Consider the following 24,678-nt stretch of genomic DNA (forward strand, 5'->3'; position numbering starts at 1 on the left):
CCGAGCTCGATGCTCGGGGCTTCTGTCGTTCGCGCCGCGCGCGGGAGTCAGAAACCGACGGCCGCCTGATACACCGGCAGCAGTCCGGTACGCACGCCGGACGCCGACGGCTTGGGCTGGAAGACGCTCGAGTTGTGGTTCCCCTCGATCACGACGGGGCCGTTCGGGGTGATCGCGAGATCCCAGCCGACGTAGGGCGCCTCCGGCGTGCGCTTGGCCAGCGCCTCGGTGAGGGCGAGGACCTGATCGAACAGTGGAACGGTGAACCCGACGATCGGCGTGCCCGTGACCGGGTGCTCGCGGTAGACGTTCGAGTTCTTGTCCACGCCGGGGTAGAGCGCGACCCCGTGCTCGTCGAGCATCGTGAACATGCCGCCCGAGGCGAAGTTGTCGATCACGTCGCCGTTGCCGATGCGCAGCACGCAGGCCAGCAGACGGACGTCGCCTTCCGGCGTGAGGAACGTGATCATCCGCACGGTGTTGACGCTGTCGGGGTAGAGCGAGGCCATCTCGGAGTGCTGGACGATGAACTCGTCGACGATCGACTGCCCGGCGGCCGTCGCCTCGGCGCGGAACGCGGCGGCATCCGTCACGTTCTCGTGCAAGGTGATGCCGCCACCGCCGTGCCCGTCCAGGGGCTTGGCGAGCACCTTCGGGTGGCGTGCCAGGAACGCGCCGAGCTCGGCGTCGTCGACGTCGCGCAGATCGAGGGTCTCGCGTCCGAGCAGGTCGGCGTACTCGCGAGCGAAGCGGCGCTTGTCCTCGAGCTTCGCGCGTCCCTCGGGGGTGTTGTGCATCCGCGTGATGCGGAACGACTTCGGGTGCGTCATCCAGGTCGCCCGCTCGCGGGCGTTGAGCAGCCGGATGTCCCACACCGCGTAGTCGCGGAAGCCCATGTCGTACTTGACCGAGCACCACAGCATGTCGGCGATGATGACCGGCAGCGGAGCCTTCGAGACCTTCTGCACCTGACGCCCGAACTCGACCAGGTTGCCGACGCGGACGTTGCGGGCGCGGTCGAGGAGGTAGCCCAGCCGGACGCGTGATCGACCCATAGCTCGTTGTCTCCCGTGTTGTCGATGTCTCGGTTGCGGGCGGGCGGCGTCAGAACCGCATGGCCGCGCGATAGCGCGGGAGCAGCCCGTGGCGGATGCCCGACACCGACGGCTTGGACTGGAACACGCCCGTGTTGTGGTTGCCCTCGATCACGACCGGACGCTCCGGCGTGATCGCGATGTCCCAGCCGATGTACGGCATCTCGGGGACGCGTCGCGCGAGGCGATCCACGAGCTCGAGGATCTCGCCGTACAGCGGAACCTGGTAGCCGCTGATCTCGACGCCCGTGATGGGGTGGGTCGCGAAGGGACGTCCCTCCTCGTCGCTGGCGGGATGCAGCGCGCGACCGGCCTCGTCGAGCATCGTGTACATGCCGCCGTTGGAGAAGTTGTCGATGACTCCCCCGTTGCCGATCTTCAGCACCGAGGCCAGGACGTGGACGACGTCGTCGGGGTCGCGGTAGGTCACGACGCGCAGCGAGTTGACGCTGCCGGGGTACAGCCGGGCCATCTCGGGGTGCTGCACCAGCACCTCTTCGACGAGGGTCTCGCCCGAGGCCAGCAGATCGGCGCGCAGTGCCGCGACGTCCTGGATGTCGCGGACGTCGCGCATCGTGATGCCGTTGCCCCCGACACCGCCGGGGTTCTTGGTGATGACCCGCTCGCGCCCGCCGAGGAACTCGGCCAGCGCCGCCTCGTCGGAGGCGGTCACATCGAGCCACGCACGCCCGAGGTCGTCGCCGAAGCGACGCGCGAACTGCAGCTTGTCGTCGAAGACGCCGCGCACCGAGTTGTCGTTGAGCCGACGCGAGAGGTGGAACGACTTCGGGTCGGTCATGTAGGTCCGGCGCTCGCGCGCCTTGAGGATCCGGAAGTCCCACTCCGAGTAGTTCTCGAACGTCGTCTCGTAGCGCACGGCGCACCAGGCCATGTCGAGCGCGACCCACCACACCGGCGCCTTCGAGAGGGCGGCGGACTGCCGGGCGAACTGCAGGACGCGCTCGCGGTCGAACGACACCACCCGGCGGACGAAGAAGCGGGCGCGACGGTACAGCCGGTTCACAGCGCCCATGTCAGGCCTCGCGGATGACGCCGAGCGGCGTGGACTGGTGGCCCTGACCGAGCGGGTTGTCGCGCAGGATGCGCACGAGACGCTGCTCACCGGCACGGTCGAGCGTGGACCCGAGGATGTTCCCACCGATGTCGTTGATGTCGACGACCGCGACCTCGGCGACGCCGCCCAGGCGCGCCTTCGTGCGCGCGGCGACACCGGCCGGATCGGTCGGCCCGAGCACGACGGCCTTGTTGTACGGCGGGATCGTGCCCGAGGTGGGACCGTCGATCGCGCGAGCCTTGTCGCCGGCGATGCGGTAGAAGTCGCCGCGACGTCCGAACAGCTTCGTCACGGCGCTGACGGCGGCCGCGAAGAGGATGCGCGGCGTGCCGCACTCGCGCAGCGCCATCTCCATCGTCTCGGGCATGCCGAGGCCGATGCCGTAGGGCGTGCGGGTGACGTACTTCGACAGGAATCGCGCGAGCGGTCGGACCCGGATCTCGTCCAGCGTGTACGAGCGTCCCTGCGTGATCGCGACGATCTTCTCGGTGACGAACAGGATGTCGCCCGCGGACACGACCGGCTTCGCGTACTCGTCGATGACGGCATCCAGGTCATCACCCGGCATCACGACGCGCGTTCGGATCGGGATCCGAGCGTACGAGGCACCGTCGACGACGACCTCGAGCGCCTTTCCCTCGTTGGCCGCCCCGGTCACTCGAGGTAGTCCCGCAGCGACTGCGACCGCGAGGGGTGACGCAGCTTCGCCATCGTCTTCGACTCGATCTGGCGGATGCGCTCACGCGTCACACCGAAGGTGTCGCCGATCTGGTCGAGCGTCTTCGGCTGGCCATCGCCGAGGCCGAAGCGCATGCGGATGACGCCCGCCTCGCGCTCGCTGAGCGAATCGAGGAGCGACTCCAGCTGGCGCTGCAGCATCGTGAAGCCGACGGCGTCCGCCGGGACGACGGCCTCGGTGTCCTCGATGAGGTCGCCGAACTCGCTGTCGCCGTCCTCACCGAGCGGCGTGTGCAGCGAGATGGGCTCGCGGCCGTACTTCTGGACCTCGATGACCTTCTCGGGGGTCATGTCGAGCTCGCGGCTGAGCTCCTCGGGCGTGGGTTCGCGACCGAGGTCCTGCAGCATCTGACGCTGCACGCGAGCGAGCTTGTTGATGACCTCGACCATGTGCACCGGGATGCGGATCGTACGGGCCTGGTCGGCCATGGCGCGCGTGATCGCCTGGCGGATCCACCACGTCGCGTAGGTCGAGAACTTGAAGCCCTTGGTGTAGTCGAACTTCTCGACGGCGCGGATGAGGCCGAGGTTGCCCTCCTGAATGAGGTCCAGGAACTGCATGCCACGACCGGTGTAGCGCTTCGCGAGCGAGACGACGAGGCGAAGGTTCGCGCCCAGGAGGTGGCTCTTGGCGCGCTGGCCGTCGCGGGCCACCCACTGCAGGTCGAGACCGAGCTGGCTCGACTTCTCGGCGGCGGACATGTGCGACAGCTTCTCTTCGGCGAACAGACCCGCCTCGATGCGCATCGCGAGCTCGACCTCTTCGGCCGCGTTCAGCAGCGGCACCTTGCCGATCTGCTTGAGGTAGTCCTTGACCGGGTCGGCGGTCGCGCCGGTGATCTGCGTCGAGTAGACGGGGACGTCTTCCTCGTCGCTCGTCGAGATGACGATCGCACCGGTGGGCAGGGCCTCGGTGAACTCCTGCTTCTTCGGCTCGGCGTCCTCCTCGTCGTCGTCCGACTTCGCGGCGTCTGCGACGGGGGCGGCGGTGTCGTCGTCAGCGACATCCTCGGCGTCGAGCTCGACGTCCTCGTCGACGCCCTCCTCGTCCATCTCGTCCTCGGCGGCCTTCGCCTTCGAGGCCTTCGCCGGGGCTGCCTTCTTGGCCGGGGCCTTCTTGGCGGCAGCCTTCGTCGCCGGGGCCTTCTTGGCCGGCGCCTTGGCTGCGGTGCTCTTCGCGCCCGTAGCGGGCGCCTCGTCGACGAGTTCGGTGTCCTCGCTCGCGCGGGTGCGTGTGGTCTTCGTGCCTGACGTCACGGTTAGCCTCTCACCGATGCGAATGCATCGGGTTCTCGGACACTAGTAAGACCCTTGTCAAGTCCCCGTACGACTCGAACGAACGAGGTGCACAGGATCGACAACGGGTCAGGTCCTTCATTGTCTCATATCTCGTGCGCTCTTCCTGCGCAAGCATTCATTGCTATGAGAACGCCGACGGGGACCACCGCATTCCCGGCAGCTGTCACCGCGCAGCGACGTCAGCCGAGACCGCGCTTGTCGTCGTCGCCGGGAGGGCGCGAGGCGAGGAACCGCTCGAGCTCGGCCGCGAGCTCGTCCGCGCTCGGAAGATCACCCGTATGGATGATGGGCTGGCCGAGCGCCGAGCCCGCCATGTACGAGTCGTAGCGCTCTTCCAGCGTGTGGATCATCGTCGTGAGCTCATCGCTGCCCGTGACCTGGTCGGCGACCTTGTCGAGGTACTCGCGGTTCTCGGTTCGCAGCGTGTCGCTGTCGAAGACGAGCCCGGTCGCGACGCTCAGGCTGTCGAGCCCCGCGATCGCCGCCGCCGGGTACTCGGTCTCGCCGAGGTAGTGGGGCACGAGCAGGGCGAAGCCCGCGACCTGCGCGTCCGCCTCGGCGAGCCGCATCTCGAGGAGGTGTCCGGCCGTCGCGGGGATCTGCGTCCGCGGCTGCCAGACCGAATGCGCCGCCGTGAGCTCGCTCCGAGTGCCGCTGACGGTGGTGCCGATCGGACGCGTGTGCGGAACCGGCATGGGGATCGCGTGCACCCAGGTCGCCGAAGACACCTGCATCCCTTCGGCCAGACCGACGACGGTCTCGGCGAAGGCCTCCCAGGCGAAGTCGGGCTCGTAGCCCGACAGCAGCACGAAGGGCTGGCCGAGCGAGTCGTGCGCGAGGGCCAGCTCGAGGCGCGGGGCGCGGTAGTCCGTCAGGTGGTCCTCGTCGAAGGTCACCACGGGGCGGCGCGCGCGGTAGTCGAACAGGACGTCGTTGTCGAAGGCGACGACGGTCGCCGGGTCGAGCTCGTTGCGGAAGTACTCGATGATGCGTGACACGGCGCCACCGGCATCCGTGAATCCGGTCAGCGCGATGACGAGCGGAAGCCCCGTCGGGACGGGCGGAGACCCGGCGGCACGAGCGTAGAGCGGTCCGGACAGCGGCATGCTCCAACTCTACGAGCCCGCTCCGCCGCCGGACGCGGACCACGACTCGCTGACAGCGAACGCCGCACGAGCGGCGAACCTAGGATGGAGGAATGCCGTTCCCCGAGATCGCGCACAGCAGCGCGCCCGTCACCGAGTCCGACGCCGACGCCCTGGTGCTGGCACTCCCGCCCCTCGGAGACGCCGTGGCCGCCCCCGCCGCCTGGCCGGGCATCGGCGAGATGCTGCAGGCCGTCGGCTTCACCGGCGCGCGCGGCTCGGTCCACCGGGTGTTCCTGCCCGCGGTCGCCGCTGTTCCCGTGATCGTCGTGGGCACCGGGTCCGAGCCCGACGCGAACGCCCTGCGAGACGCGGTCGGCGCGGCCGTGCGCGTGACGACGGGCTTCGCGTCGCTCGCGGTCGCGGCCCCGCTGGCGCCGGCCGACGAGTGGCGAGCGCTGGCCGAGGGCGCCGTCATCGGCGGCTACCGCTTCGCGGGCTACAAGAGCGAGGCCCCCAAGCCGCGCGCCGAACGCGTGACGATCCACTCGGATGCCGTTGCCACCACCGACGAGGTCGCCGCCGTCGCCGCGCTGGGCCGGGCGATCGCGCTCGTGAAGGACCTCGTCAGCATCCCCGCCGAGTGGCTCTCTCCAGCCGACCTCGCCGAACGCGCCGTCGATGCGGTGGCCGGACTGCCGGTCGAGGTCGAAATCCTCGACGAGGTCGCGCTCGAGTCGCAGGGCTTCGGCGGTGTGCTGGGGGTCGGACAGGGCTCCGACCGCCCGCCGCGTGTGGTGCGGGTCGACTACGCCCCCGCCGAAGCCGATCGCCACGTCGCCCTCGTGGGCAAGGGCATCACCTTCGACACCGGTGGCCTCTCGCTCAAGCCGCCGGCCAGCATGGTCGGGATGAAGTACGACATGGCCGGCGCGGCCACCGTGCTCGGTGTCGTGCAGGCCGCCGCCGCGCTGCGACTGCCCGTCCGCGTGTCGGCTTGGCTCTGCGTGGCCGACAACATGCCGTCGGGACGCGCCACCCGCCCGGGCGACGTCCTGCGCATGCTCGACGGCACCACGGTCGAGGTGCTCAACACCGATGCCGAGGGGCGCCTGGTGCTGGCCGACGGGCTGGTCGCCGCGAGTCGCACGCAGCCCGACACCATCGTCGACGTCGCGACCCTGACCGGCGCCATCATCGTCGCCCTCGGCAACCGCCACACCGGCGTCATGGGCGACGACGACGCCGTGACCGAGTACCTGGCCGCCGCCGAGCGCGTGGGCGAGGCCGCGTGGCACCTGCCGCTGCCCGCGCACATGGAGGAGGAGCTCGACTCCCCCATCGCCGACCTGCAGAACGCGAAGATCGGCGATCCAGCCGGCGGCTCGCTGTTCGCGGGTCTCTTCCTGCGGCGCTTCGTCGGGCGGACCGGTGAGGCCGCCGACGCTCCGCGCATCCCCTGGGTGCACCTCGACATCGCCGGATCGGGCACGACGAAGACCCCCTTCGGCGCGACCGACAAGGGGCCGACCGCTGCCACGGTGCGTTCCCTCATCGAATTCCTTCGCGGGAGTGCGCGATGACCGATCACTCGTTCGACCTCGTCATCCTCGGCGGAGGCAGCGGTGGATACGCCGCCGCACTGCGCGCCGCCGAACTCGGATCGTCCGTCGCCCTCATCGAGAAGGACAAGCTCGGCGGCACCTGCCTTCACCGCGGGTGCATCCCGACGAAGGCGCTGCTGCACTCGGCCGAGGTGGCCGACAGCATCCGTTCCTCGGAGCACGTCGGCGTCCGCGCTTCGTTCGACGGCATCGACGTCGCAGCCGTCCACGCCTACCGCGAGGGCATCGTCGCGAAGAAGCACAAGGGCCTCGAGGGCCTGATCGCCGCGCGCAAGATCACCGTGGTGCGGGGCGCGGGCCGCCTGCTCGACGACGGCGCGGTGGCCGTGGGCGACGACCGCTACCGCGGCACGAACGTCGTCCTGGCCACCGGGTCGACGAGTCGGATGATCCCGGGTCTCGAGGTCGATGACCGCATCCTGACGAGTGAACAGGCCCTGGCCCTGCCCGATGTCCCCCGCCGCGCGGTCATCCTCGGCGGCGGCGTCATCGGCGTCGAGTTCGCCAGCATCTGGCGCTCGTTCGGCGCAGAGGTCACGATCATCGAGGCGCTCGACCGGCTTCTGCCCGGCGAGGACCCGGCCCTCAGCAAGGCTCTCGAACGCGCCTTCCGCAAGCGCGGCATCGTCGCGCGCACCGGGGTCCGCTTCGCCGGCGCCGAGTCGACCGGATCGGGCGTGACCATCTCGCTCGAGGACGGATCGACGCTCGATGCCGACGTCCTCCTGGTCGCCGTCGGACGCGGGCCCGTCACGGCGGGTCTCGGTCTCGAGGAGGCCGGGATCGAGCTCGATCGCGGGTTCGTCCGCGTCGACGAGCGCCTGCGCACGACGCGCCCGGGTGTGTGGGCGGTGGGCGACATCGTGCCCGGCCTGCAGCTGGCCCACCGCAGCTTCCAGCAGGGCATCTTCGTCGCGGAGGAGATCGCCGGGCTGCGCCCGACGATCGTGCCCGACAGCCTCGTGCCCCGTGTCACCTACAGCAGCCCCGAGGTCGCCTCGGTCGGGCTGACAGAGGATCAGGCACGCGCGGCGCACGGCGAGGCGATCGTCGTGCGCGAATACAACTTGGCCGGCAACGGCAAGAGCGAGATCCTCGGAACCGCGGGTCTCGTGAAGGTCGTCCGCCGTCTGGACGGTCCGGTCGTCGGGGTGCACCTGATCGGCGACCGCGTCGGCGAATTGATCACCGAGGGCCAGCTCGTCGTGGGTTGGGAAGCCCACCCCGAGGACATCGCACCATTCATCCACGCCCATCCGACGCAGAGCGAGGCTCTCGGAGAAGCATTCCTGGCGCTGGCGGGCAAACCGCTGCACGCGCTCTGACCGGTCGGCCGATGCGGATCAGTAAGCTAGACGGACATCGGCATTTCTTGAAGGAGACAGATTCATGAGCACTTCCGTGGTCCTCCCCGCGCTCGGAGAGAGCGTCACCGAGGGAACGGTCACCCGCTGGCTCAAGAAGGTCGGTGACACCATCCAGGAGGACGAGGGCCTGCTGGAGATCTCCACCGACAAGGTGGACACCGAGATCCCGTCGCCTGTGAGCGGCGTCATCGAAGAGATCCTCGTGCAGGAGGACGAGACCGTCGAGGTCGGCGCCGTCCTCGCCAAGATCGGCGACGGATCCGGCACCCCCGCCAGCGACAGCCCCACCGAGCAGGCCCCGGCCGAGGAGCCCGCCGCCCCCGCGCAGGAAGCCCCCGCCGCCGAGGCCGCTCCGCAGGAGCAGGCACCGGCCGCTCCGCAGGAGCAGGCACCGGCCGCTCCCGCCGCTTCGGGCGACGCCAAGGACGTCGTGCTGCCCGAGCTGGGCGAGAGCGTGACCGAGGGCACCGTGACGCGCTGGCTCAAGCAGGTCGGCGACGACGTCGCTGTGGACGAGCCGCTGCTCGAGATCTCCACCGACAAGGTCGACACCGAGATCCCTGCGCCGTTCGCCGGCACGCTCGTCGAGATCCTCGTCCAGGAGGACGAGACCGTCGAGGTCGGATCGGCACTCGCGCGCATCGGTTCGGGCGCGCCCGCGCCGGCCGCCGCCCCCGCCGAGCCGGCACCCGCCGCCGAGGCTCCGACCCCGCAGCAGGAGGCGCCCGCCCCCGCGCAGCAGGAGGCGCCCGCCCCCGCGCAGCAGGCCGCGCCCACGCAGCAGGCCGCGCCCGCGCAGCAGCAGGCTCCGGCACCCGCCGCTTCCGCGCCGGCCGAGTCCGGAAACGACGGCGTGACCTACGTCACCCCGCTCGTCCGTCGCCTCGCTCAGCAGCAGGGCGTCGACCTCGCGTCGATCACGGGCACCGGCGTCGGCGGACGCATCCGCAAGGAGGACGTCCTCAAGGCCGCAGAAGCGGCATCGTCTGCACCCGCGGCCACGGCACCCGCCGAGTCGGCGCCCGCGCCGGCAGCCGTCGAGGTCTCGGAGCTCCGTGGCACCCGCGCGCCGATGTCCCGCCTGCGCAAGGTCCTCGCCAAGCGCGCGGTCGAGTCGATGCAGCAGACCGCTCAGCTGACCACCGTGGTCGAGGTCGACGTGACCAAGCTGTCGGCGTTCCGCGACAAGGTGAAGGTCGAGTTCAACGAGAAGAGCGGCGCGAAGCTGTCGTTCCTGCCCTTCTTCGCTCTCGCCGCCGCCGAGGCGCTGCAGACCTTCCCCATCGTCAACTCGACCGTCGACGGTGAGGAGATCGTCTACCCGGCGACCGAGAACATCTCGATCGCCGTCGACACCGAGCGCGGCCTGCTGACGCCCGTCCTGCGCGATGCCGGCACCAAAAACCTGGCGCAGATCGCCCAGGACATCGCCGACCTCGCCGCGCGCACGCGCGACAACAAGCTGAAGCCCGACGAGCTGGCCGGCGGCACGTTCACGATCACCAACACGGGTTCGCGCGGCGCGCTGTTCGACACCCCGGTCGTGTTCCTGCCCCAGTCCGCGATCCTCGGCACCGGCATCGTCTACAAGCGCCCCGGCGTCGTGACGGTGGACGGGAAGGACGCGATCTCCGTCCGCTCGTACGTGTACCTCGCGCTGTCGTACGACCACCGCACGATCGACGGAGCCGACGCGGCGCGCTTCCTCAGCGCCATGAAGGCCCGCCTCGAGGGTGCGCAGTTCGAGGGCAACCTCGGCATCTGATCGGCTGACGCCTCATCACGGCTGGTCCGCGACGTCATACACGTCGCGGACCAGCCGTTTGTCGTCGCGGACGACCAGGACCACGATCTGCGACCGTCGCTCCCCCGTCGGATCGTCGACTCGCACCACTTCCACGCCGCCGAGCTCGTCGAGCAGCACGACCTCGCGTCGGGCGTCCGCCGTTGCGATCCCCTCGGGCACCGCGGCATCCGGTCGCTCCAGCAGCTCCGCCCGGCACGCGGCGTCGCCGGCTCGCCAGCACGCCGCGACAGCATCGACAGTCGCGGCGGCCGCCGAGCCTCGATCGATCTGATCGGGGGGCGGGCTCGCGTCGTCCGTGGGCGGCGTTCCGACCGACGCGCCGCGTCCGTCCGACTGCTCACTGTCGGACGGCGACGGTGTCGCCGCACCATCGACCGCCTCGCGCGAGGTGGGAGCTGTCGACGCCTCGGTCGCATCCGACTGCGGCCAGAGCAGACCGAGCGCCAGAATCACCGTGGCGACGACACCGGCGACGAGGATCATCCGTCCTCGAGCAGCCGGTGGCGCATCCTCGGTCTTGGGCGGTACACGCGGTCGCGCAAGCGTCGCTCGCACGACGGCCCAGGCGCCCGAGATCCGCTCCGCCAGGTCAGCATCGACCAGACGCGCGACCACGGGGCGGATCGCCTCACCGCTCGGAGTCCGACGGGATGCCACTGACGCGGGCGACGGCATCCCGTCTCCAGCACCCGACTTCAGGAGCCTTTCGCCGAGCGGCTCGGGAATGGCCGTCGCGAAGAGTGCGTCCTCGACCGCGGAGAGCTCCGCCGGATCACCCTCGCGAAGCGCTCCGATCGCCCGCTCCACGATGGCGGTGTCGAGGGCGCTCGCGGGGATGGCATCGAGCAGGCGAATGCTCGCGTCGATCGCTGGAGTCGTCCCGACCGGGACGAGAACGGGCCGCCCGTCGTCGGCGAGCCACCATTCCCCCGCGTCCCACTCCGCCGTCCCGGCCGCTCGCGCACCGCGCAGGACGCTCACGGCCAACGTGACCGCCTGACCCGGTGTCGGCGCATCGGTGCTGTCGCCGACCCGCACGCGGCCGATGAGCCGCGGCAGCACCAGCATCGTCACGCCGTCCACCCGGTCGAGGTCCACCGCTGCGAGGAGGTGACCACCTGCCTCGGCCTCCCACAGTGCCGATGACGCGTCGTCGGCTGCGACGCGGTATCGGACCTCGCCGCCGCTTTCGAACAGCTCGCCCTCGACGGGCGCCTCGGGCGGACGGACACGGCGCAGGGCCGGCGGGGAACAGTCCGATGCTCGGGTCATCCTCCGAGTGTGCGGCTGCCGGCCCGACGCCGCGCCGTGCCGCGTGAGAGGTGTGGACAACCGCGGTCACGCGAGCCGTGTGCAGGCGTGAGCGGCCGGTCGGAAAGGTAGGCTGTGAGCATGTCGTCCCGCAGCACCGCACCCGAGAAGCGACCCGGATTCTTCTCCCAGCTCCGCTCCCTCTTCACCTTCACGAAGGAGTACTACAGCTGGCTGCCATGGGTTCTCGCGGCGATCGTGCTCGCCGGCGTCGGGCTCGGCGTGCTGGTCGGCTTCTTGATCCCGCCCGCCGCGATCTGGAGCATCATCCTGTGGGGTTTCACGGGCCTGCTGTTCGGCATCCTCGCCGCCATGATCACGATGACCCGCCTCGCGACGCGTGCGATGTACAAGCGCATCGACGGCATGCCGGGCGCGACGGGCCACATCATCTCGACGAACCTCGGGCGCAAGTGGCAGGCTTCGGAGATGCCCGTGGGCGTCAACCCGAAGACGCAGGAAGCGGTCTACCGAGCCGTCGGTCGCGGCGGCGTCGTCATCATCGGCGAGGGCGCGCGCGGCCGCCTCACCCGTCTGATCAACGACGAGCGCGCGAAGGTGAAGCGCGTCGCGTCGGGTGTGCCCGTCCACGTCCTCTACGTCGGTCACGGCGAGGGCGATGTGCCGATCGCCAAGCTCGCGCCCACCATCAAGGCCTTCCCGAAGGCGATCGACCGCACCACCATGTCGGCCGTCATCAAGCGCATCGACTCGGTCTCGCAGTCGGTCACCTCGCTGCCGATCCCGAAGGGCGTGGACCCGATGAAGGCTCGCGCTCAGCGCCCGCGTTGAGCCGGCGCTCCGCCGGCCTCGTCCGCCCCTAGGCGCGGACGAGGATCGTGCCGGCAGCCTTATCGTGCAGTCCGCGCTGGTCGGCATCGAAGACGACCGCCGGCAGCACGAGAACCAGCAGCAGCGTGCGGACGATCGGCCGCCACAGGCCCGTCCACCCGCCGTGCAGCAGTTCGAGGCGCAGGCCGACGATACGGTGACCCGGGCTGCCGCCGATGAGCGGGATGAAGACCACCTGGAGCACGGCGAACACGGTGATCGGCGCGAACTGCGTCACGCCCGCTTCGCCCGGCAATGCGAACTGATTGAAGCCCAGGAACGCCGTCGCCAGCAGAGTCGCGGCGGCGTAGTCGATGGCAAGCGCTCCAATCCGCCGCCCGAGCCGTCCTACGCTGCCCGGTCCCTGTTCGGGGCGTCCGAGTCGCTCGCCGGGATAGGTGTTCTCGCGCAGGTGGTCGGGCACCTGACCAGCCTAAACGGGGCCGCCGGCGTAACATCCCGGAAACACCGGAGATACTGCCGGGCAACTGGATGCCGATAGGTTCGAAGAGGCCTGGATCATCCCGGGCTGTTCCTCACCCGATCTTGGAGACTCCATGTTCAAAGATTCTTCCGAGGTGCTCAAGTTCATCCAGGACGAGGACGTCAAGTTCCTCGACATCCGTTTCACGGATCTTCCTGGCGTGCAGCAGCACTTCAACATCCCGGCCTCGACCGTCGACGAGGAGTTCTTCACGGTCGGACAGCTCTTCGACGGCTCGTCGATCCGCGGCTTCGCGAACATCCACGAGTCCGACATGCAGCTGATCCCGGACGTCTCGACGGCCTACGTCGACCCGTTCCGCGAGGCGAAGACGCTGATCATGATCTTCGACATCTACAACCCGCGCAACGGCGAGATCTACGCGAAGGACCCGCGCCAGGTCGCCAAGAAGGCCGAGAAGTACCTCGCCTCGACCGGCATCGCCGACACCGCGTTCTTCGCCCCCGAGGCGGAGTTCTACATCTTCGACGACGTCCGCTACGAGGTGAAGCAGAACTCGAGCTTCTACTCCGTCGACTCCGAAGAGGGCGCCTGGAACACGGGCCGCGTCGAAGAGGGCGGCAACCTCGCCAACAAGACTGCCTACAAGGGCGGTTACTTCCCCGTCTCGCCGGTCGACAAGACTGCCGACCTGCGCGACGACATCTCGCTGAAGCTCATCGAGTCGGGCCTCGTGCTCGAGCGCGCCCACCACGAGGTCGGCACGGGTGGTCAGCAGGAGATCAACTACCGCTTCGACACCATGGTGCACTCGGCGGACGACATCCTGAAGTTCAAGTACATCGTCAAGAACACCGCCGAGATGTGGGGCAAGGTCGCGACCTTCATGCCCAAGCCCCTCTTCGGCGACAACGGCTCGGGTATGCACACCCACCAGTCGCTGTGGCTGAACGGCGAGCCCCTCTTCTACGACGAGAAGGGCTACGGCGGACTCTCCGACATCGCGCGCTGGTACATCGGCGGCCTGCTCAAGCACGCTCCTGCGGTCCTCGCCTTCACCAACCCGACGCTCAACTCGTACAAGCGTCTGGTCAAGGGCTACGAGGCCCCGGTCAACCTGGTCTACTCGGCCGGAAACCGCTCCGCGGCCGTCCGCATCCCGATCACGGGCACCAACCCGAAGGCCAAGCGCATCGAGTTCCGCGCGCCGGACGCCTCGGGCAACCCGTACCTCGCCTTCGCCGCTCAGATGATGGCGGGCCTCGACGGCATCAAGAACCGCATCGAGCCCCACGAGCCCGTCGACAAGGACCTCTACGAGCTGCCGCCCGAGGAGGCCAAGAACATCCCGCAGGTGCCGAACTCGCTGCTCGACTCCCTCGAGGCGCTGCGCAACGACCACGAGTTCCTGCTGGCCGGCGGCGTCTTCACGCCCGAGCTGATCGAGACCTGGATCGAGTACAAGATCGAGAACGAGATCCAGCCGATCAACGCCCGTCCTCACCCCTACGAGTACGAGCTCTACTTCGGCGTCTGACTCGCAGCGGGTACGCGACCCCGCCGTCCGCTCCTCCGGGAGCCGGGCGGCGGGGTTCGTCATTCGTCGGCCGGACCTGAGGTCATGTCGCGAGGCGCTCGACCTCGGCCACGACCCGAGGATGGGCCAGCACGCGGAAGTGGCCTCCCGTCTCGAGTCGCACGTTACGCGCCCCCGCCAGTTCGCTGCCGCCCGGGATGTGCGGGTCGAACTCGCCGTAGACCGACACGATGCGCGCATTCGGCGCGAGTTCGCGCGTGAGCGCCCGGATGACGGCGGAGTTCGGCGAGAAAGCCCGCAGTGACGGGAGCAGCATGACCCGGCCGTAGATCGAGCCGGCGAACGGGCTCGCGATGGCGACCATCCCTCGGACGCGCTCCGCCGTGGCGGGGTCCGACATCACCTGTTTGCCGATGAGTCCGCCCTTGCTGTGCGCGACGAGCACGACGTCCTGCAGGTCGTGCTCGCGCAGGTAGGCGGCGACGTGGCGGGCGCCGCGGGGAACGGGCCACCGGTTGCGTCCCAGCGCCGCGATGACGTGCACCGGGTGACCGCGCTCGTGAAGCTCGGTGATGAGCGGTTGCAGGAACCGCCACGTCTCGTAGATGCCGGGCAGCACCACCACCGGCGTACGCTCCCCGCTGCCGAAATCGCCGGGATCGGTGCGCGAGAACATCGCCCGCGCCTGCCAGGTCACCGCGTAGGCGTAGTCCGCGACCCACCAGGCGGCGTCCCGGATCACGTGCCGTGTCATGCCGGCCGCACCGATCGCCGTGCCAGGAACGCCATGATGCCGCCCGCGACGGCACGAGCGGCGGTGCGCTCGACGTGATGGGCCGATCCGGGGATGACGACGACGTCGCCCTCGGCCGCATGACCGGCCAATCGATGTGCCCAGTCGTCTCCGGCGACCGGATCCCGCGATCCGCGCACCACCAGCACGGGCACCCTCAGCTCCTCGACCCGCCGCTCGGTCGGATACGCCAGCATGTGGCCCACCTGCTGGAAGAACCAGCGCAGCCCCGAGCGGAGGTAGTCCAGCAGCACGCGCCCATTGACGCGCGGCGGCTCGCGGAACCCGTCGAGCGCAAGCGCGCGTGCCTGCGCGAGCAAGGTGCGGTGCCGGTCGTCCACGACGGGGCCGATGAGCACGACGGCTCGCGCGGATGCGGGATGCCGCAGCGCCGCCGCCACGGCCCACTGCACACCCATGGAGTGCCCGACGAGGATCGCGGGGGCCGGGCACAGCTCTCGGATCAACTCGGCGAGGGCGTCGCCCATTCGTGACACCGTCACGTCGTCGCGGGGCACCGCGAGGCCCGCGAACCCCGGAAGGTCCAGGCTGTGCACGGTCGCGGTCGGGGCGAGTTCGCGGTGCAGGTGCACATACGAACGATGCGACATCCCCACGCCATGGATGAGGACGTACGTCGGCGCACCGGGGTCGGCGATGCTGCTCCAGCTTCGGAACCGCAGCCCGTCGATGGTCCATTCCCGGAGCGCGCCCGCAGCGGCGGCACGTCGGGGGGCAGCAGTTCGGGTCGGCACCGCGTCAGCCTAGATCGCCCGGGCTTTCCGGTGCACCGCGCTTGACTTCGCGGCCGAGGGCCGTGCGGGGCCGGCATCGGGTGTCAAGTGGTGTGACGAACCCGCCGGCCCGCGATGGACTGACACCATGACCGATGCATCGAACGACCAGCAGCCCATCGCCGATCCCGCCGCGCAGAAGACCGATCGGGAGGACACCTCGATCGTCCCCGACCTCACCGGCGACCCGGTCGAGGCCGAGCGCGCGCGCACCGAGGACATTCCCGAGCGCGACTGATCACCTGCGCCGAGCGTCAGTGCGCTCCGGCACCGCTGTGCGCGTCCGCGCCGCGGTGCCGGAGGCGGCGGACGAGCGTCAGCACACCCACGATGATCAGCCCCGCCAGCAACCCGGCGATGGCGGAGACGAGCGTCTCCCCCGTCCACACCACGGCCCCGCCGAGATCGTGCAGAGCGTGCTCGATGCCGTGGAGCAGGTCGGCCGCGGCGTGCACGCCGACCTCGCCGAGGTTCGCCAGCAAGAGGTGTCCGCCGACCCACAGCATGGCGACGGTGCCGACGACGCTGATGACGCGGAACACCGCCGGCATGGACCGGACGATCCGCATCCCCGTGTGTCGCACCTGGCGCGACGGGTTCTTCGCCATGCGCAGGCCGATGTCATCGATCTTCACCAGGAGCGCGACCGCCCCGTAGACGATGCCGGTCATCAGGAGCGCGATGACGGCGAGCACGGCGAGCGTCTGCCAGATGCTCATGTCGTCGTCGAGGTTCGACAGCGAGATGAGCATGATCTCGGCCGAGAGGATGAGATCGGTGCGCACGGCACCGAGAACGAGCTTCTTCTCGTCGCGCGGGCCGTCATCAGCGGCCCCGTGGTGCACACCGAACCACTCGAGCACCTTCTCCGCACCTTCGTAGCAGAGGAACGTCCCGCCGAGGATGAGCAGGAACGGCAGCACGGCCGGAGCGAAGGCGGTCAGCAGCAGCGCCACCGGGATGATGATGAGGAACTTGTTCGCGATCGACCCGAGCGCGATCTTCGCGACGACGGGCAGCTCGCGGGCCGGCGTGATGCCCTGCACGTACTGCGGCGTCACGGCGGCGTCGTCGATGACGACACCCGCCGACTTGGCCGAGGCCTTGAGCGCGGCGCTCAGGATGTCGTCGACGACGGCGAGCAGACCAACCGACATGATTCCCCTTTTAGGAGTAGAAGAGCTTCTCGAACACGCGGCGGGCCTGACGCGCGGCGCGCATCCAGTCCTCCTCGACCATCGTGGCCGATCTCGCAGGATATTCCAGCAATCGGCCGATCCCGTCCAGCCGCGCCCGATCGGTGGGCAGCACGTCGCTGGTCTGGCCCGAGAGCAGCGTGTTCGCCGACCGCAGGCGGCTGGCCAGCCGCCACGCCGCCGCGAGCTTGTCGGCCGCGTCCTGCGGGATCAGCTCGGCCGTCACCGCAGCCTCGAGTGCGGACATCGTCGAGGTCGTCCGCAGGCCCTCGATGCGATGGCCGTGCTCGAGCTGCAGCAGCTGCACGAGCCATTCGACGTCGCTCAGGCCCCCGGGACCGAGCTTGAGGTGGCGCGAACGGTCCTGCCCCTGCGGCAGACGCTCGCTCTCGACACGGGCCTTGATACGGCGGATCTCCCGCAGCCCCTGCGGGTCGGGCGCCTCGGGATAGCGCACGTCGTCGGCGAGCGCGAGGAAACGCTCGATGAGCGACACGCTGCCGGCGACGCCGCGAGCACGTAGCAGCGCCTGCGCCTCCCACGACAGCGACCACCGGCGGTAGTACTCGGCGTACGACTCCAGCGAACGCACGAGCGGTCCGTTGCGCCCCTCCGGCCGCAGGCCGGCGTCGAGATCGAGGGGGACGCGGTGATCCTCGGAGTAGCGCCGCACCCCGTGCACCAGCTGCAGCGCCAGCTCCTGTGCCCGCTGCGGTGCGACGCCGTTCGGATCGTAGACGTAGATGATGTCGGCATCCGACCCGAAACCGAGCTCGGCACCGCCGAAGCGCCCCATCGCGATGATCGAGAAGTCGAGGCCGTCGTCCTCCGGCGGGACGATCTCGCGGCGCACCGCCCGCAGGGTGGCCTGGATCGTCACCTCGGTGATCGTCGTCAGTCCTTCCGCGAGCTCCTCGATCGAGAGATCTCCCACCACCGCGGCCATGGCGAGACGCAGCAGCTCACGCCGACGCAGCGCACGCACCGCCGACATCGCGTCGTCGATCGACCGGTGTCGGGTCTGGATCGCGCGCGCCTCCTCCTGCAGCACGTAGCCGGGTCGCGGACGCAGCTGCTCGCGCGAGTCGAGCCACGCGATGGACTCGGGGATCCACTCCATGAGCTCACCGACGTAGCGTGAGCCCGACAGCAGCCGGGTCAGGCTCTCTGCGGCGCCGGACGAGTCGCGCAGCATCCGCAGGAACCACGGGGTGTCGCCGAGACGCTCGCTGATGCGGCGGAAGGCCAGCAGTCCGTAATCGGGGTCGACGCCGTCGGCGAACCACCGGATCATGACGGGCATGAGGTGACGCTGGATCACCGTCTTGCGGCTGAGCCCACTCGTCAGGGCGCCCATGTGTCGCAGCGCGCCAGCCGGATCGCGGAATCCGATCGCCGCGAGGCGGGCTTTCGCCTGCTCGGGCGAGAGGGTGTGCTCGTCCGCCGGCAATGCCGCGACGGCCGACAGCAGCGGTCGGTAGAACAGGCGGACGTGGATCTCGCGCACCTCGCGCTTGATCTCCTCCCAGGCCGCGACGACCCGGTCGGCGCTCTCGCCGATGCGCGCCGATCGGGCGAGGATGCGCAGCGATGCGCCGTCCTCGGGCATGAGGTGGGTGCGTCGCAGCTCGCGCAGCTGCAGCCGGTGCTCCATGACGCGCAGCCGCCGGTAGTCGAGAGCGAAGTGGGCGGCATCCTCGCGTCCGATGTACCCCTGCGACACGAGAGCGTCGAGTGCGTCGAGGGTCGAGCGCTCGCGGATCCGTTCGTCGGACGCCCCGTGCACGAGCTGCAGCAGCTGGACGGTGAATTCGATGTCGCGGATGCCGCCGGGCCCGAGCTTCAGCTGACGAGCGACCTCGTCGGCGGGGATGTGCTCGGTCACGCGCTCGCGCATGCGCTGCACGCTGTCGACGAAGTTCTCGCGGGCGGCGCTGGCCCAGACGCGCGGCTGGACGGCGGCGACGTAGCGCTCGCCGAGGTCCTCGTCTCCGGCGAGGGGGCGGGCCTTCAACAGCGCCTGGAACTCCCAGCTCTTGGCCCACCGGTCGTAGTAGGCGATGTGCGACTCGAGCGTGCGCACCAGGGCGCCCTGCTTCCCTTCGGGGCGCAGATTGGGATCGACCTCCCACAGCGGCGGCTCGATCTCGACCTCCGAGATCCCGCGCATCGTCTGCATGGCCAGGCGCGTGGCGATGTCGACCGCGCGCGCTTCGGCGACGACCGACTCATCGGTCGAGCCGCCCACGAAGATGACGTCCACGTCGCTGACGTAGTTCAGCTCGCGGGCGCCTGACTTGCCCATGCCGATGATCGCAAGCTGCGTCGCGGCGACCTCGTCTCGGGCGAACCGTCCGGCACCGGGCACACCGGCCACGAGCCGCGCGCGGGCCACGGCGAGCGAGGCCTCCAGCGCTGCTCCCGCCGCGTCGGCGAGTGCGGCCGCGACGGCGTGCAGGATGAGCGCGGGGTCGGACGCGCCGAGATCGAATCGGGCGATGCGTGCGAGCATCCGCCGGTAGCCGATGCGCAGAGCGACCCAGGCCTCGTCGCCCGCGGAGTCCGCGAACCCCTCGGTCGCGCCGACGCTCGCGAGGAGGGCGTCGCGCAGCTCGTCGCGCGTCGGCAGCCCCTCGCCCTCATCCGTGAGATCGACGAGCTCGTCCGGATGCCGGAGGTAGAACTCCGCGAAGCCCCGTGAGGCGCCGAGCACGGACCAGACGGCATCCGGGCGTCGGGCCAGCGCCTCGCGCACCGCATCGGGTGCGCGCCGCGCGATGCTCAGGAGCGCGTCCGTCGCACCGTCGGGGTCGGCCGCCAGCTCGGCACCCGAGACCAGTTCGTCGCGCGGCAGACCGGTGGCCGCCGACAGCTCGCCGAGATGCTCGTCCGCCCGCCCGAGATCGTCGAAGCCCGCTCGCGCGAGTCCGGTCAGACCGACCGCCCGAGGTCCCCGGATCATGGCCTCAGAGCATCTCCAGATTGCTCTTGAGCTCGAACGGCGTCACCTGGGCGCGGTAGTTCTGCCACTCGCGCCGCTTGTTCAGCAGAACGTAGTTGAAGACCTGCTCACCCAGCGTCTCGGCGACGAGCTCGGACTCCTCCATGTACTCGAGCGCGTGGTCGAGGCTCGCCGGCAGCGGCGCGTAGCCGAGGGCACGCCGTTCGGCATCCGTGAGCGACCAGACGTTGTCTTCGGCCTCGGAGGGCAGCTCGTAGCCTTCCTCGATGCCCTTGAGGCCCGCGGCCAGCAGCAGCGCGTACGCGAGGTACGGGTTGGCGGCCGAGTCGAGGGCGCGGTACTCGACGCGCGAGGACTGGCTCTTGTTCGGCTTGTACATCGGCACGCGGACGAGGGCCGAACGGTTGTTGTGCCCCCACGTGATGAAGCTCGGGGCCTCGTCGCCGCCCCAGAGCCGCTTGTACGAATTGACGAACTGGTTCGTGACGGCGGAGATCTCGTTCGCGTGGCGCAGCAGGCCGGCGATGAACTGGCGTCCCGTCTGCGAGAGCTGGTACTGCGCGCCCTCTTCGTAGAACGCGTTCACATCGCCCTCGAACAGGGACATGTGCGTGTGCATGCCGCTTCCGGGGTGGCCGCCGAGGGGCTTGGGCATGAACGTCGCGTACACGCCCTGCTCGATCGCCACCTCCTTGATGACGGTGCGGAACGTCATGATGTTGTCGGCCGTCGCGAGAGCATCGGCGTAGCGCAGGTCGATCTCGTTCTGGCCGGGGCCGCCCTCGTGGTGGCTGTACTCGACCGAGATGCCCAGGTCTTCCAGCATCCGCACCGACCGGCGTCGGAAGTCGTGGGCCGTGCCGCCGGGGACGTTGTCGAAGTAGCCGGCCGAGTCGACGGGCTCGGGACCGTCGGGGCCGTAGCTCGACGACTTCAGCAGGTAGAACTCGATCTCGGGATGCGTGTAGAAGGTGAAGCCGGCGTCGGCGGCCTTCGCGAGCGAGCGCTTGAGCACGTTGCGCGGGTCGGCGACCGCGGGCTGACCGTCCGGGGTCGTGATGTCGCAGAACATGCGGGCGGTGGGATCGACCTCACCACGCCACGGCAGCAGCTGGAAAGTGGTCGGATCGGGATGCGCGAGCAGATCCGACTCGTAGGTGCGGGTCAGGCCCTCGATCGCCGAGCCGTCGAAGCCCAGCCCCTCCGCGAAGGCGCCCTCGACCTCGGCGGGCGCGATCGCGACCGACTTGAGGGTGCCGATCACGTCGGTGAACCAGAGCCGGACGAACTTGACGCCTCGCTCCTCGATCGTGCGCAGTACGAAGTCCCGCTGCTTGTCCATCGCGTCCTCTCCGAGACAGGGTCGCAACCAGACTACTGGCGGCGAGCGCCCTCCGACGGCGGGGTGCCCCAGTCGTCGTCACGAGCCTCGTCCTCGCGCCAGGCCTGGGCCCGCTGAGCCATGATCTCCGGTGCCCGCGCCGCCTCGTCGGCGGTCGCGAAGGGGCCGGCGCGGTCGGCGCCCGGGGACTGCTTGCCCCGCTCCACCTGACGCGTCACGAGGTTGTACCAGAACTCGCCGTCGCTCGCGGGCATGATGGCTCCTCACTGCGCCTGGGCGGCGCTCAGCCCGAGCCTAATCCGGCGGGCGCCCGGTCGATAGGCTGGGCGCATGAGTGCGAACGCGACGCGAGCTGTCGGAGTGGACATCGGCGGAACCGGGATCAAGGGAGCCGTCGTCGACCTCTCGACGGGCACGCTGCTGACCGACCGGATCAAGGTGCCGACTCCGCGCGGCGCCGAACCCGAAGAAGTCCTGGCAGCGGTGAAGGTCGTGCTCGACCGACTCGAGGTGGCCGACGCCCCCGACGTGCCGCTGGGTGTCGCATTCCCCGCCATCGTGAAGCACGGACGAACGCTCTCCGCCGCGAACGTCGCCGACACCTGGATCGACTTCGAGGCCGAGCACTTCTTCGAGACCGGACTCGGGCGGCAGATCCACTTCGCCAACGACGCGGATGTCGCCGGCGTCGCCGAACTGCGCTACGGCGCCGCGCGCGGACAGGACGGCCTCGTCATCCTCACCACGCTCGGCACCGGAATCGGTTCGGCGATGATCTACAACGGCGTGCTGATCCCCAACTCCGAGCTCGGCCATGTACACCGCGCGAAGCACGGCAAGGATGCCGAGGCCTGGGCGGCGTACTCGGCCATGGAGCGCGACGAGCTCGACTGGCCCGAGTGGGCCGAGCGGCTGCAGTGGTACTACAGCCACATCGAGTTCCTCTTCTCGCCCGACCTGTTCGTCGTCGGCGGCGGCGTCTCGAAGCACGCCGACAAGTTCCTGCCGCTGCTCGACCTGAAGACGCCGATCGTCCCGGCCGTGCACCGGAACAATGCGGGCATCATCGGCGCCGCGGCCCTCGCCCTCGCCGGCGAGCAGCCGGGCGCGCTCGACAAGACGACCGAAGACCTCGCCGCCACGACCGCGGAGTGAGGTCCGTGGCGAGGTCACGGGCCTCGGGCGCACTTCGGCGCGTCAGGCGCGAATCGAACCGCGCCTGACGGTCGCAAGTGCGCCTCACTCGAGGCATGCCCGCGGCACGGTCAGGCGGATAAGGCGAATGGGCCGGCCTGTACGCCGGGTTCTGTCCGGGGGCGTGAGCCCCGTGGACGGCCATCTCTCTCGGCGACACGTTGCCGTGCCGCTCCAGCGGTCTACCCGGGGACTCGGCGGACCGCGTCTGCATCCCCTGTCTGACCTTGCTCCGGACGAGGTTTACCGTGCGGGTCGTGTCACCACGACCCCGGTGGTCTCTTACACCACCCTTTCACCCTTACCGACGTGAACGCCGGCGGTCTGCTCTCTGTGGCACTGTCTCGCGGATCACTCCGGGTGGGTGTTACCCACCGTCCTGTCCTGTGGAGCCCGGACGTTCCTCGGTGCGGTTGCCCGCCACGCGACCGTCCAGCCGACCCATTCGCCCGTCGAGTCTAGCCGCCGGGTCGCGCGGGCTCCGCCGTCAGCTCTTGTCGGCGGATGCCGCGATGCGCACGTCCAGTCGGAAGTCGAGCGGGAACGAGCCGAAGAGCAGACGGCCCGCGGCATCCGCGGCTTCGCGCACGGCCTCGGCTGCCGCCTCGGCGTGATCGACCGGGGCGTGGACGATGATCTCGTCGTGCAGGAAGAACGCCAGATGCGCGCGCCCCGTCACCGGATTCTCGCCGGCGGCGGGGAACTCCGCGAGGCGTCGTCGCAGGTCGGCGAGCCACGCGAGGGCCCATTCGGCCGCCGTCCCCTGCACAACGAAGTTGCGGGTGAAGCGGCCGCGTTCGCGCGCGCGTGACCGAGCGAAGGCTCGGACCGCATCGGATGCCTCCGGCTCGGCGGCATCCGCCTGGAGCTCGCGCCACGCGGCGGAGGGCTCCGGGCTCGTGCGTCCCAGCAGTGTGCGGACGGATCCGCCGTCCTCCCCCACGCGCGCGGCGTCGTCGACGAGGGCCATGGCGCGCGGGTAGGCCCGCCGCAGCGACGGAACGAGTCGCCCGCTGTCGCCGCTCGTCGCGCCGTACATCGCCCCCAGCAGGGCCATCTTGGCCTCCTGCCGGTTGGAGACGGTGCCCCGCGCGACGATTCCCTCATACAGATCACGGCCGCGCGCGGCCTCGGCGAGCGCGAGGTCGCCGGACATCGCCGCGAGGATGCGGGGCTCGAGCTGCGCGACGTCGGCGACGACGAGCGTCCACCCCTCGTCCGCGCGCACGGCGGGGCGCAGCATCCGCGGCAGCTGCAGGGCTCCCCCGCCCGACGAAGCCCACCGCCCGGTGACGACACCGCCCGGCACGTACACAGGTCGGAAGCGATCGACCGGGATCCATTCGTCCATCCACGCCCACCCGTTGGCGCTGAGCAATCGCATGGCGCGCTTGTACGCCAGCAGAGGCTCGATGACGGGATGGTCGTGGCGTCGGAGCTCCCACTTGCTCGTGGACTCCACGAGCACCCCCACCCGGTGCAGCGAACGCAGCAGTCGGGGGTGCGAATCGAGACTGGCGGCCGGGTCGGCGAGCTCGGCGCGCACCCGTTCGGCGAGCTCGCGCACCCGGCTCGGCAGCTCTCCGGGCCGCGGACGCGGACCCAGGGCGTCGGTGAGGATCGCGTCGTGCACGTCGCGGCTCCACGGGACGCCGGCGGCGTGCAGCTCCACCGCGACGAGCGCACCGGCCGACTCCGCGGCGGTCAGCAGGCGCAGCCTCGCCGGATCCGTCGCGCCCGCGACGGCGCGGGCTTGGCGCGCGAACTCGGCCAGTGTCGAGTCCAGGTCTCGCGGGATGGCGTCGGCGGCGGGCTCGAGCGCGAACAGGACGTCTCGCTCGGCCGTCGGGTCAGCGGAGGCGGCGTCCCACGCGGTCGCGGCCCGAAGGCCGGCGGCATCCGTCACGAGGGAGCTGTCGCGCAGGATCGCATGGCACAGCCGAACGTCGTGGCACCGGTCGACCCGCACGCCCGCGGCGAGGAGGTCGGGGTACCACGCCGTCGTGTCGGACCAGACCCAGCGGGCATCGGGCTCGGCCGCCACCTCCTGCGCGAGCTGCGCCGCGGCGACGACGCGTCGCTCGATCACCGACCCGGTCGCGTCCACGACCGCCACGTCGACGCCCCCGTCGCTGCCGCGTCCGACCGCGCGCCAGTGGGCGCGGGCCGCGGTCATCGTCGGA

The 24,678-nt window shown here is 70.1% G+C and carries 21 protein-coding genes and 1 other RNA gene; 7 read left to right on the forward strand and 15 right to left on the reverse strand.

The features are described from left to right. Positions 1–47: 47 nt before the first annotated feature. From JOF37_RS03205 to JOF37_RS03225, 5 genes are all read right to left on the reverse strand, one after another. Positions 48–1,055 carry a sugar-transfer associated ATP-grasp domain-containing protein gene (locus tag JOF37_RS03205; protein WP_210005009.1) on the reverse strand — a complete coding sequence of 336 codons (1,008 nt, stop codon included), beginning with the start codon at positions 1,053–1,055 and terminating at the stop codon, positions 48–50. 49 nt (positions 1,056–1,104) lie between these two features. Then, the gene (locus tag JOF37_RS03210; RefSeq protein WP_210005012.1) at positions 1,105–2,127 is read right to left on the reverse strand and encodes a sugar-transfer associated ATP-grasp domain-containing protein; all 1,023 of its coding nucleotides are present in this window, start codon (positions 2,125–2,127) and stop codon (positions 1,105–1,107) included. A gap of 1 nt (position 2,128) precedes the next feature. After that, positions 2,129–2,827 (reverse strand): coenzyme F420-0:L-glutamate ligase, encoded by a 699-nt coding sequence (locus JOF37_RS03215; protein ID WP_210005018.1) that lies wholly within the window; start codon positions 2,825–2,827, stop codon positions 2,129–2,131. Continuing rightward, positions 2,824–4,164, reverse strand: a complete 1,341-nt coding sequence (locus JOF37_RS03220) for an RNA polymerase sigma factor (protein ID WP_210005019.1) — start codon at positions 4,162–4,164, stop codon at positions 2,824–2,826. Before JOF37_RS03220 ends, JOF37_RS03215 begins: the two co-directional genes overlap by 4 nt. Positions 4,165–4,385: 221 nt before the next feature. Then, positions 4,386–5,312, reverse strand: coding sequence for a proteasome assembly chaperone family protein (locus JOF37_RS03225; RefSeq protein ID WP_210005020.1), 927 nt, complete (start codon positions 5,310–5,312; stop codon positions 4,386–4,388). Between the two features lie 92 nt (positions 5,313–5,404). Here JOF37_RS03225 and JOF37_RS03230 point away from each other — a divergent pair, with 92 nt between their 5' ends. The 3 genes from JOF37_RS03230 to sucB all read left to right on the forward strand — a co-directional run bounded on the left by JOF37_RS03230 (position 5,405) and on the right by sucB (position 10,048). After that, positions 5,405–6,874, forward strand: a complete 1,470-nt coding sequence (locus tag JOF37_RS03230; RefSeq protein WP_210005021.1) for a leucyl aminopeptidase — start codon at positions 5,405–5,407, stop codon at positions 6,872–6,874. Then, entirely contained in the window at positions 6,871–8,241 is a 1,371-nt protein-coding gene (gene lpdA, locus JOF37_RS03235; protein WP_210005022.1) for a dihydrolipoyl dehydrogenase, read from the forward strand. The genes JOF37_RS03230 and lpdA overlap by 4 nt, the downstream gene beginning before the upstream one ends. A gap of 64 nt (positions 8,242–8,305) precedes the next feature. Next, complete coding sequence (gene sucB, locus JOF37_RS03240; protein ID WP_210005024.1) at positions 8,306–10,048, forward strand: 2-oxoglutarate dehydrogenase, E2 component, dihydrolipoamide succinyltransferase; 1,743 nt, start codon at positions 8,306–8,308, stop codon at positions 10,046–10,048. A gap of 15 nt (positions 10,049–10,063) precedes the next feature. Here the strand turns inward: sucB and JOF37_RS03245 are convergent, their stop codons facing one another. Beyond that, the gene (locus JOF37_RS03245; protein ID WP_210005026.1) at positions 10,064–11,362 is read right to left on the reverse strand and encodes a hypothetical protein; all 1,299 of its coding nucleotides are present in this window, start codon (positions 11,360–11,362) and stop codon (positions 10,064–10,066) included. 120 nt (positions 11,363–11,482) lie between these two features. On the opposite strand from JOF37_RS03245, the gene JOF37_RS03250 reads away from it, so the two are divergent. Beyond that, positions 11,483–12,193, forward strand: coding sequence for a DUF4191 domain-containing protein (locus JOF37_RS03250; protein WP_210005028.1), 711 nt, complete (start codon positions 11,483–11,485; stop codon positions 12,191–12,193). Between the two features lie 28 nt (positions 12,194–12,221). Here the strand turns inward: JOF37_RS03250 and JOF37_RS03255 are convergent, their stop codons facing one another. Further along, a complete protein-coding gene (locus JOF37_RS03255) occupies positions 12,222–12,656 on the reverse strand; it encodes an RDD family protein (protein ID WP_271174852.1) in 435 nt (144 codons plus the stop codon). 133 nt (positions 12,657–12,789) lie between these two features. Between JOF37_RS03255 and glnA (JOF37_RS03260) the strand changes: the two genes are divergently transcribed. Then, positions 12,790–14,214, forward strand: a complete 1,425-nt coding sequence (gene glnA / locus JOF37_RS03260; RefSeq protein ID WP_023951345.1) for a type I glutamate--ammonia ligase — start codon at positions 12,790–12,792, stop codon at positions 14,212–14,214. Between the two features lie 82 nt (positions 14,215–14,296). Here the strand turns inward: glnA (JOF37_RS03260) and JOF37_RS03265 are convergent, their stop codons facing one another. Together JOF37_RS03265 and JOF37_RS03270 are read right to left on the reverse strand one after the other, a co-directional pair. Then, complete coding sequence (locus JOF37_RS03265) at positions 14,297–14,968, reverse strand: esterase/lipase family protein (protein ID WP_210005030.1); 672 nt, start codon at positions 14,966–14,968, stop codon at positions 14,297–14,299. Continuing rightward, on the reverse strand, positions 14,965–15,762 hold the full coding sequence (locus JOF37_RS03270; RefSeq protein ID WP_210005032.1) for an alpha/beta fold hydrolase: 798 nt from the start codon (positions 15,760–15,762) through the stop codon (positions 14,965–14,967). Before JOF37_RS03270 ends, JOF37_RS03265 begins: the two co-directional genes overlap by 4 nt. 127 nt (positions 15,763–15,889) lie before the next feature. Between JOF37_RS03270 and JOF37_RS03275 the strand changes: the two genes are divergently transcribed. Further along, entirely contained in the window at positions 15,890–16,039 is a 150-nt protein-coding gene (locus tag JOF37_RS03275) for a hypothetical protein (protein ID WP_210005034.1), read from the forward strand. A 16-nt stretch (positions 16,040–16,055) separates the two neighbouring features. On the opposite strand, the gene JOF37_RS03280 is transcribed toward JOF37_RS03275, so the two are convergent. From JOF37_RS03280 to JOF37_RS03295, 4 genes are read right to left on the reverse strand one after another with little or no spacing between them, the layout of a single operon-like run. Further along, positions 16,056–16,958 (reverse strand): DUF808 domain-containing protein, encoded by a 903-nt coding sequence (locus tag JOF37_RS03280; RefSeq protein WP_210005036.1) that lies wholly within the window; start codon positions 16,956–16,958, stop codon positions 16,056–16,058. A 10-nt stretch (positions 16,959–16,968) separates the two neighbouring features. Further along, positions 16,969–19,959, reverse strand: coding sequence for a bifunctional [glutamine synthetase] adenylyltransferase/[glutamine synthetase]-adenylyl-L-tyrosine phosphorylase (locus JOF37_RS03285; protein ID WP_210005037.1), 2,991 nt, complete (start codon positions 19,957–19,959; stop codon positions 16,969–16,971). 4 nt (positions 19,960–19,963) lie between these two features. Continuing rightward, positions 19,964–21,301 (reverse strand): type I glutamate--ammonia ligase, encoded by a 1,338-nt coding sequence (gene glnA, locus JOF37_RS03290; RefSeq protein WP_210005038.1) that lies wholly within the window; start codon positions 21,299–21,301, stop codon positions 19,964–19,966. Positions 21,302–21,333: 32 nt separating this feature from the next. Continuing rightward, the gene (locus JOF37_RS03295; protein ID WP_210005039.1) at positions 21,334–21,555 is read right to left on the reverse strand and encodes an SPOR domain-containing protein; all 222 of its coding nucleotides are present in this window, start codon (positions 21,553–21,555) and stop codon (positions 21,334–21,336) included. A 76-nt stretch (positions 21,556–21,631) separates the two neighbouring features. Here JOF37_RS03295 and ppgK point away from each other — a divergent pair, with 76 nt between their 5' ends. Further along, on the forward strand, positions 21,632–22,456 hold the full coding sequence (gene ppgK / locus JOF37_RS03300) for a polyphosphate--glucose phosphotransferase (protein WP_210005040.1): 825 nt from the start codon (positions 21,632–21,634) through the stop codon (positions 22,454–22,456). Between the two features lie 124 nt (positions 22,457–22,580). Here the strand turns inward: ppgK and rnpB are convergent. Both rnpB and JOF37_RS03310 read right to left on the reverse strand, forming a co-directional pair. Further along, positions 22,581–22,939: RNase P RNA component class A (gene rnpB, locus JOF37_RS03305), an RNA gene on the reverse strand. Between the two features lie 43 nt (positions 22,940–22,982). Next, the gene (locus tag JOF37_RS03310; RefSeq protein ID WP_210005041.1) at positions 22,983–24,671 is read right to left on the reverse strand and encodes a bifunctional 3'-5' exonuclease/DNA polymerase; all 1,689 of its coding nucleotides are present in this window, start codon (positions 24,669–24,671) and stop codon (positions 22,983–22,985) included. Positions 24,672–24,678 lie beyond the last annotated feature (7 nt).

This window comes from Microbacterium imperiale (assembly GCF_017876655.1).
GTDB classification, from domain to species: Bacteria; Actinomycetota; Actinomycetes; order Actinomycetales; family Microbacteriaceae; genus Microbacterium; species Microbacterium imperiale.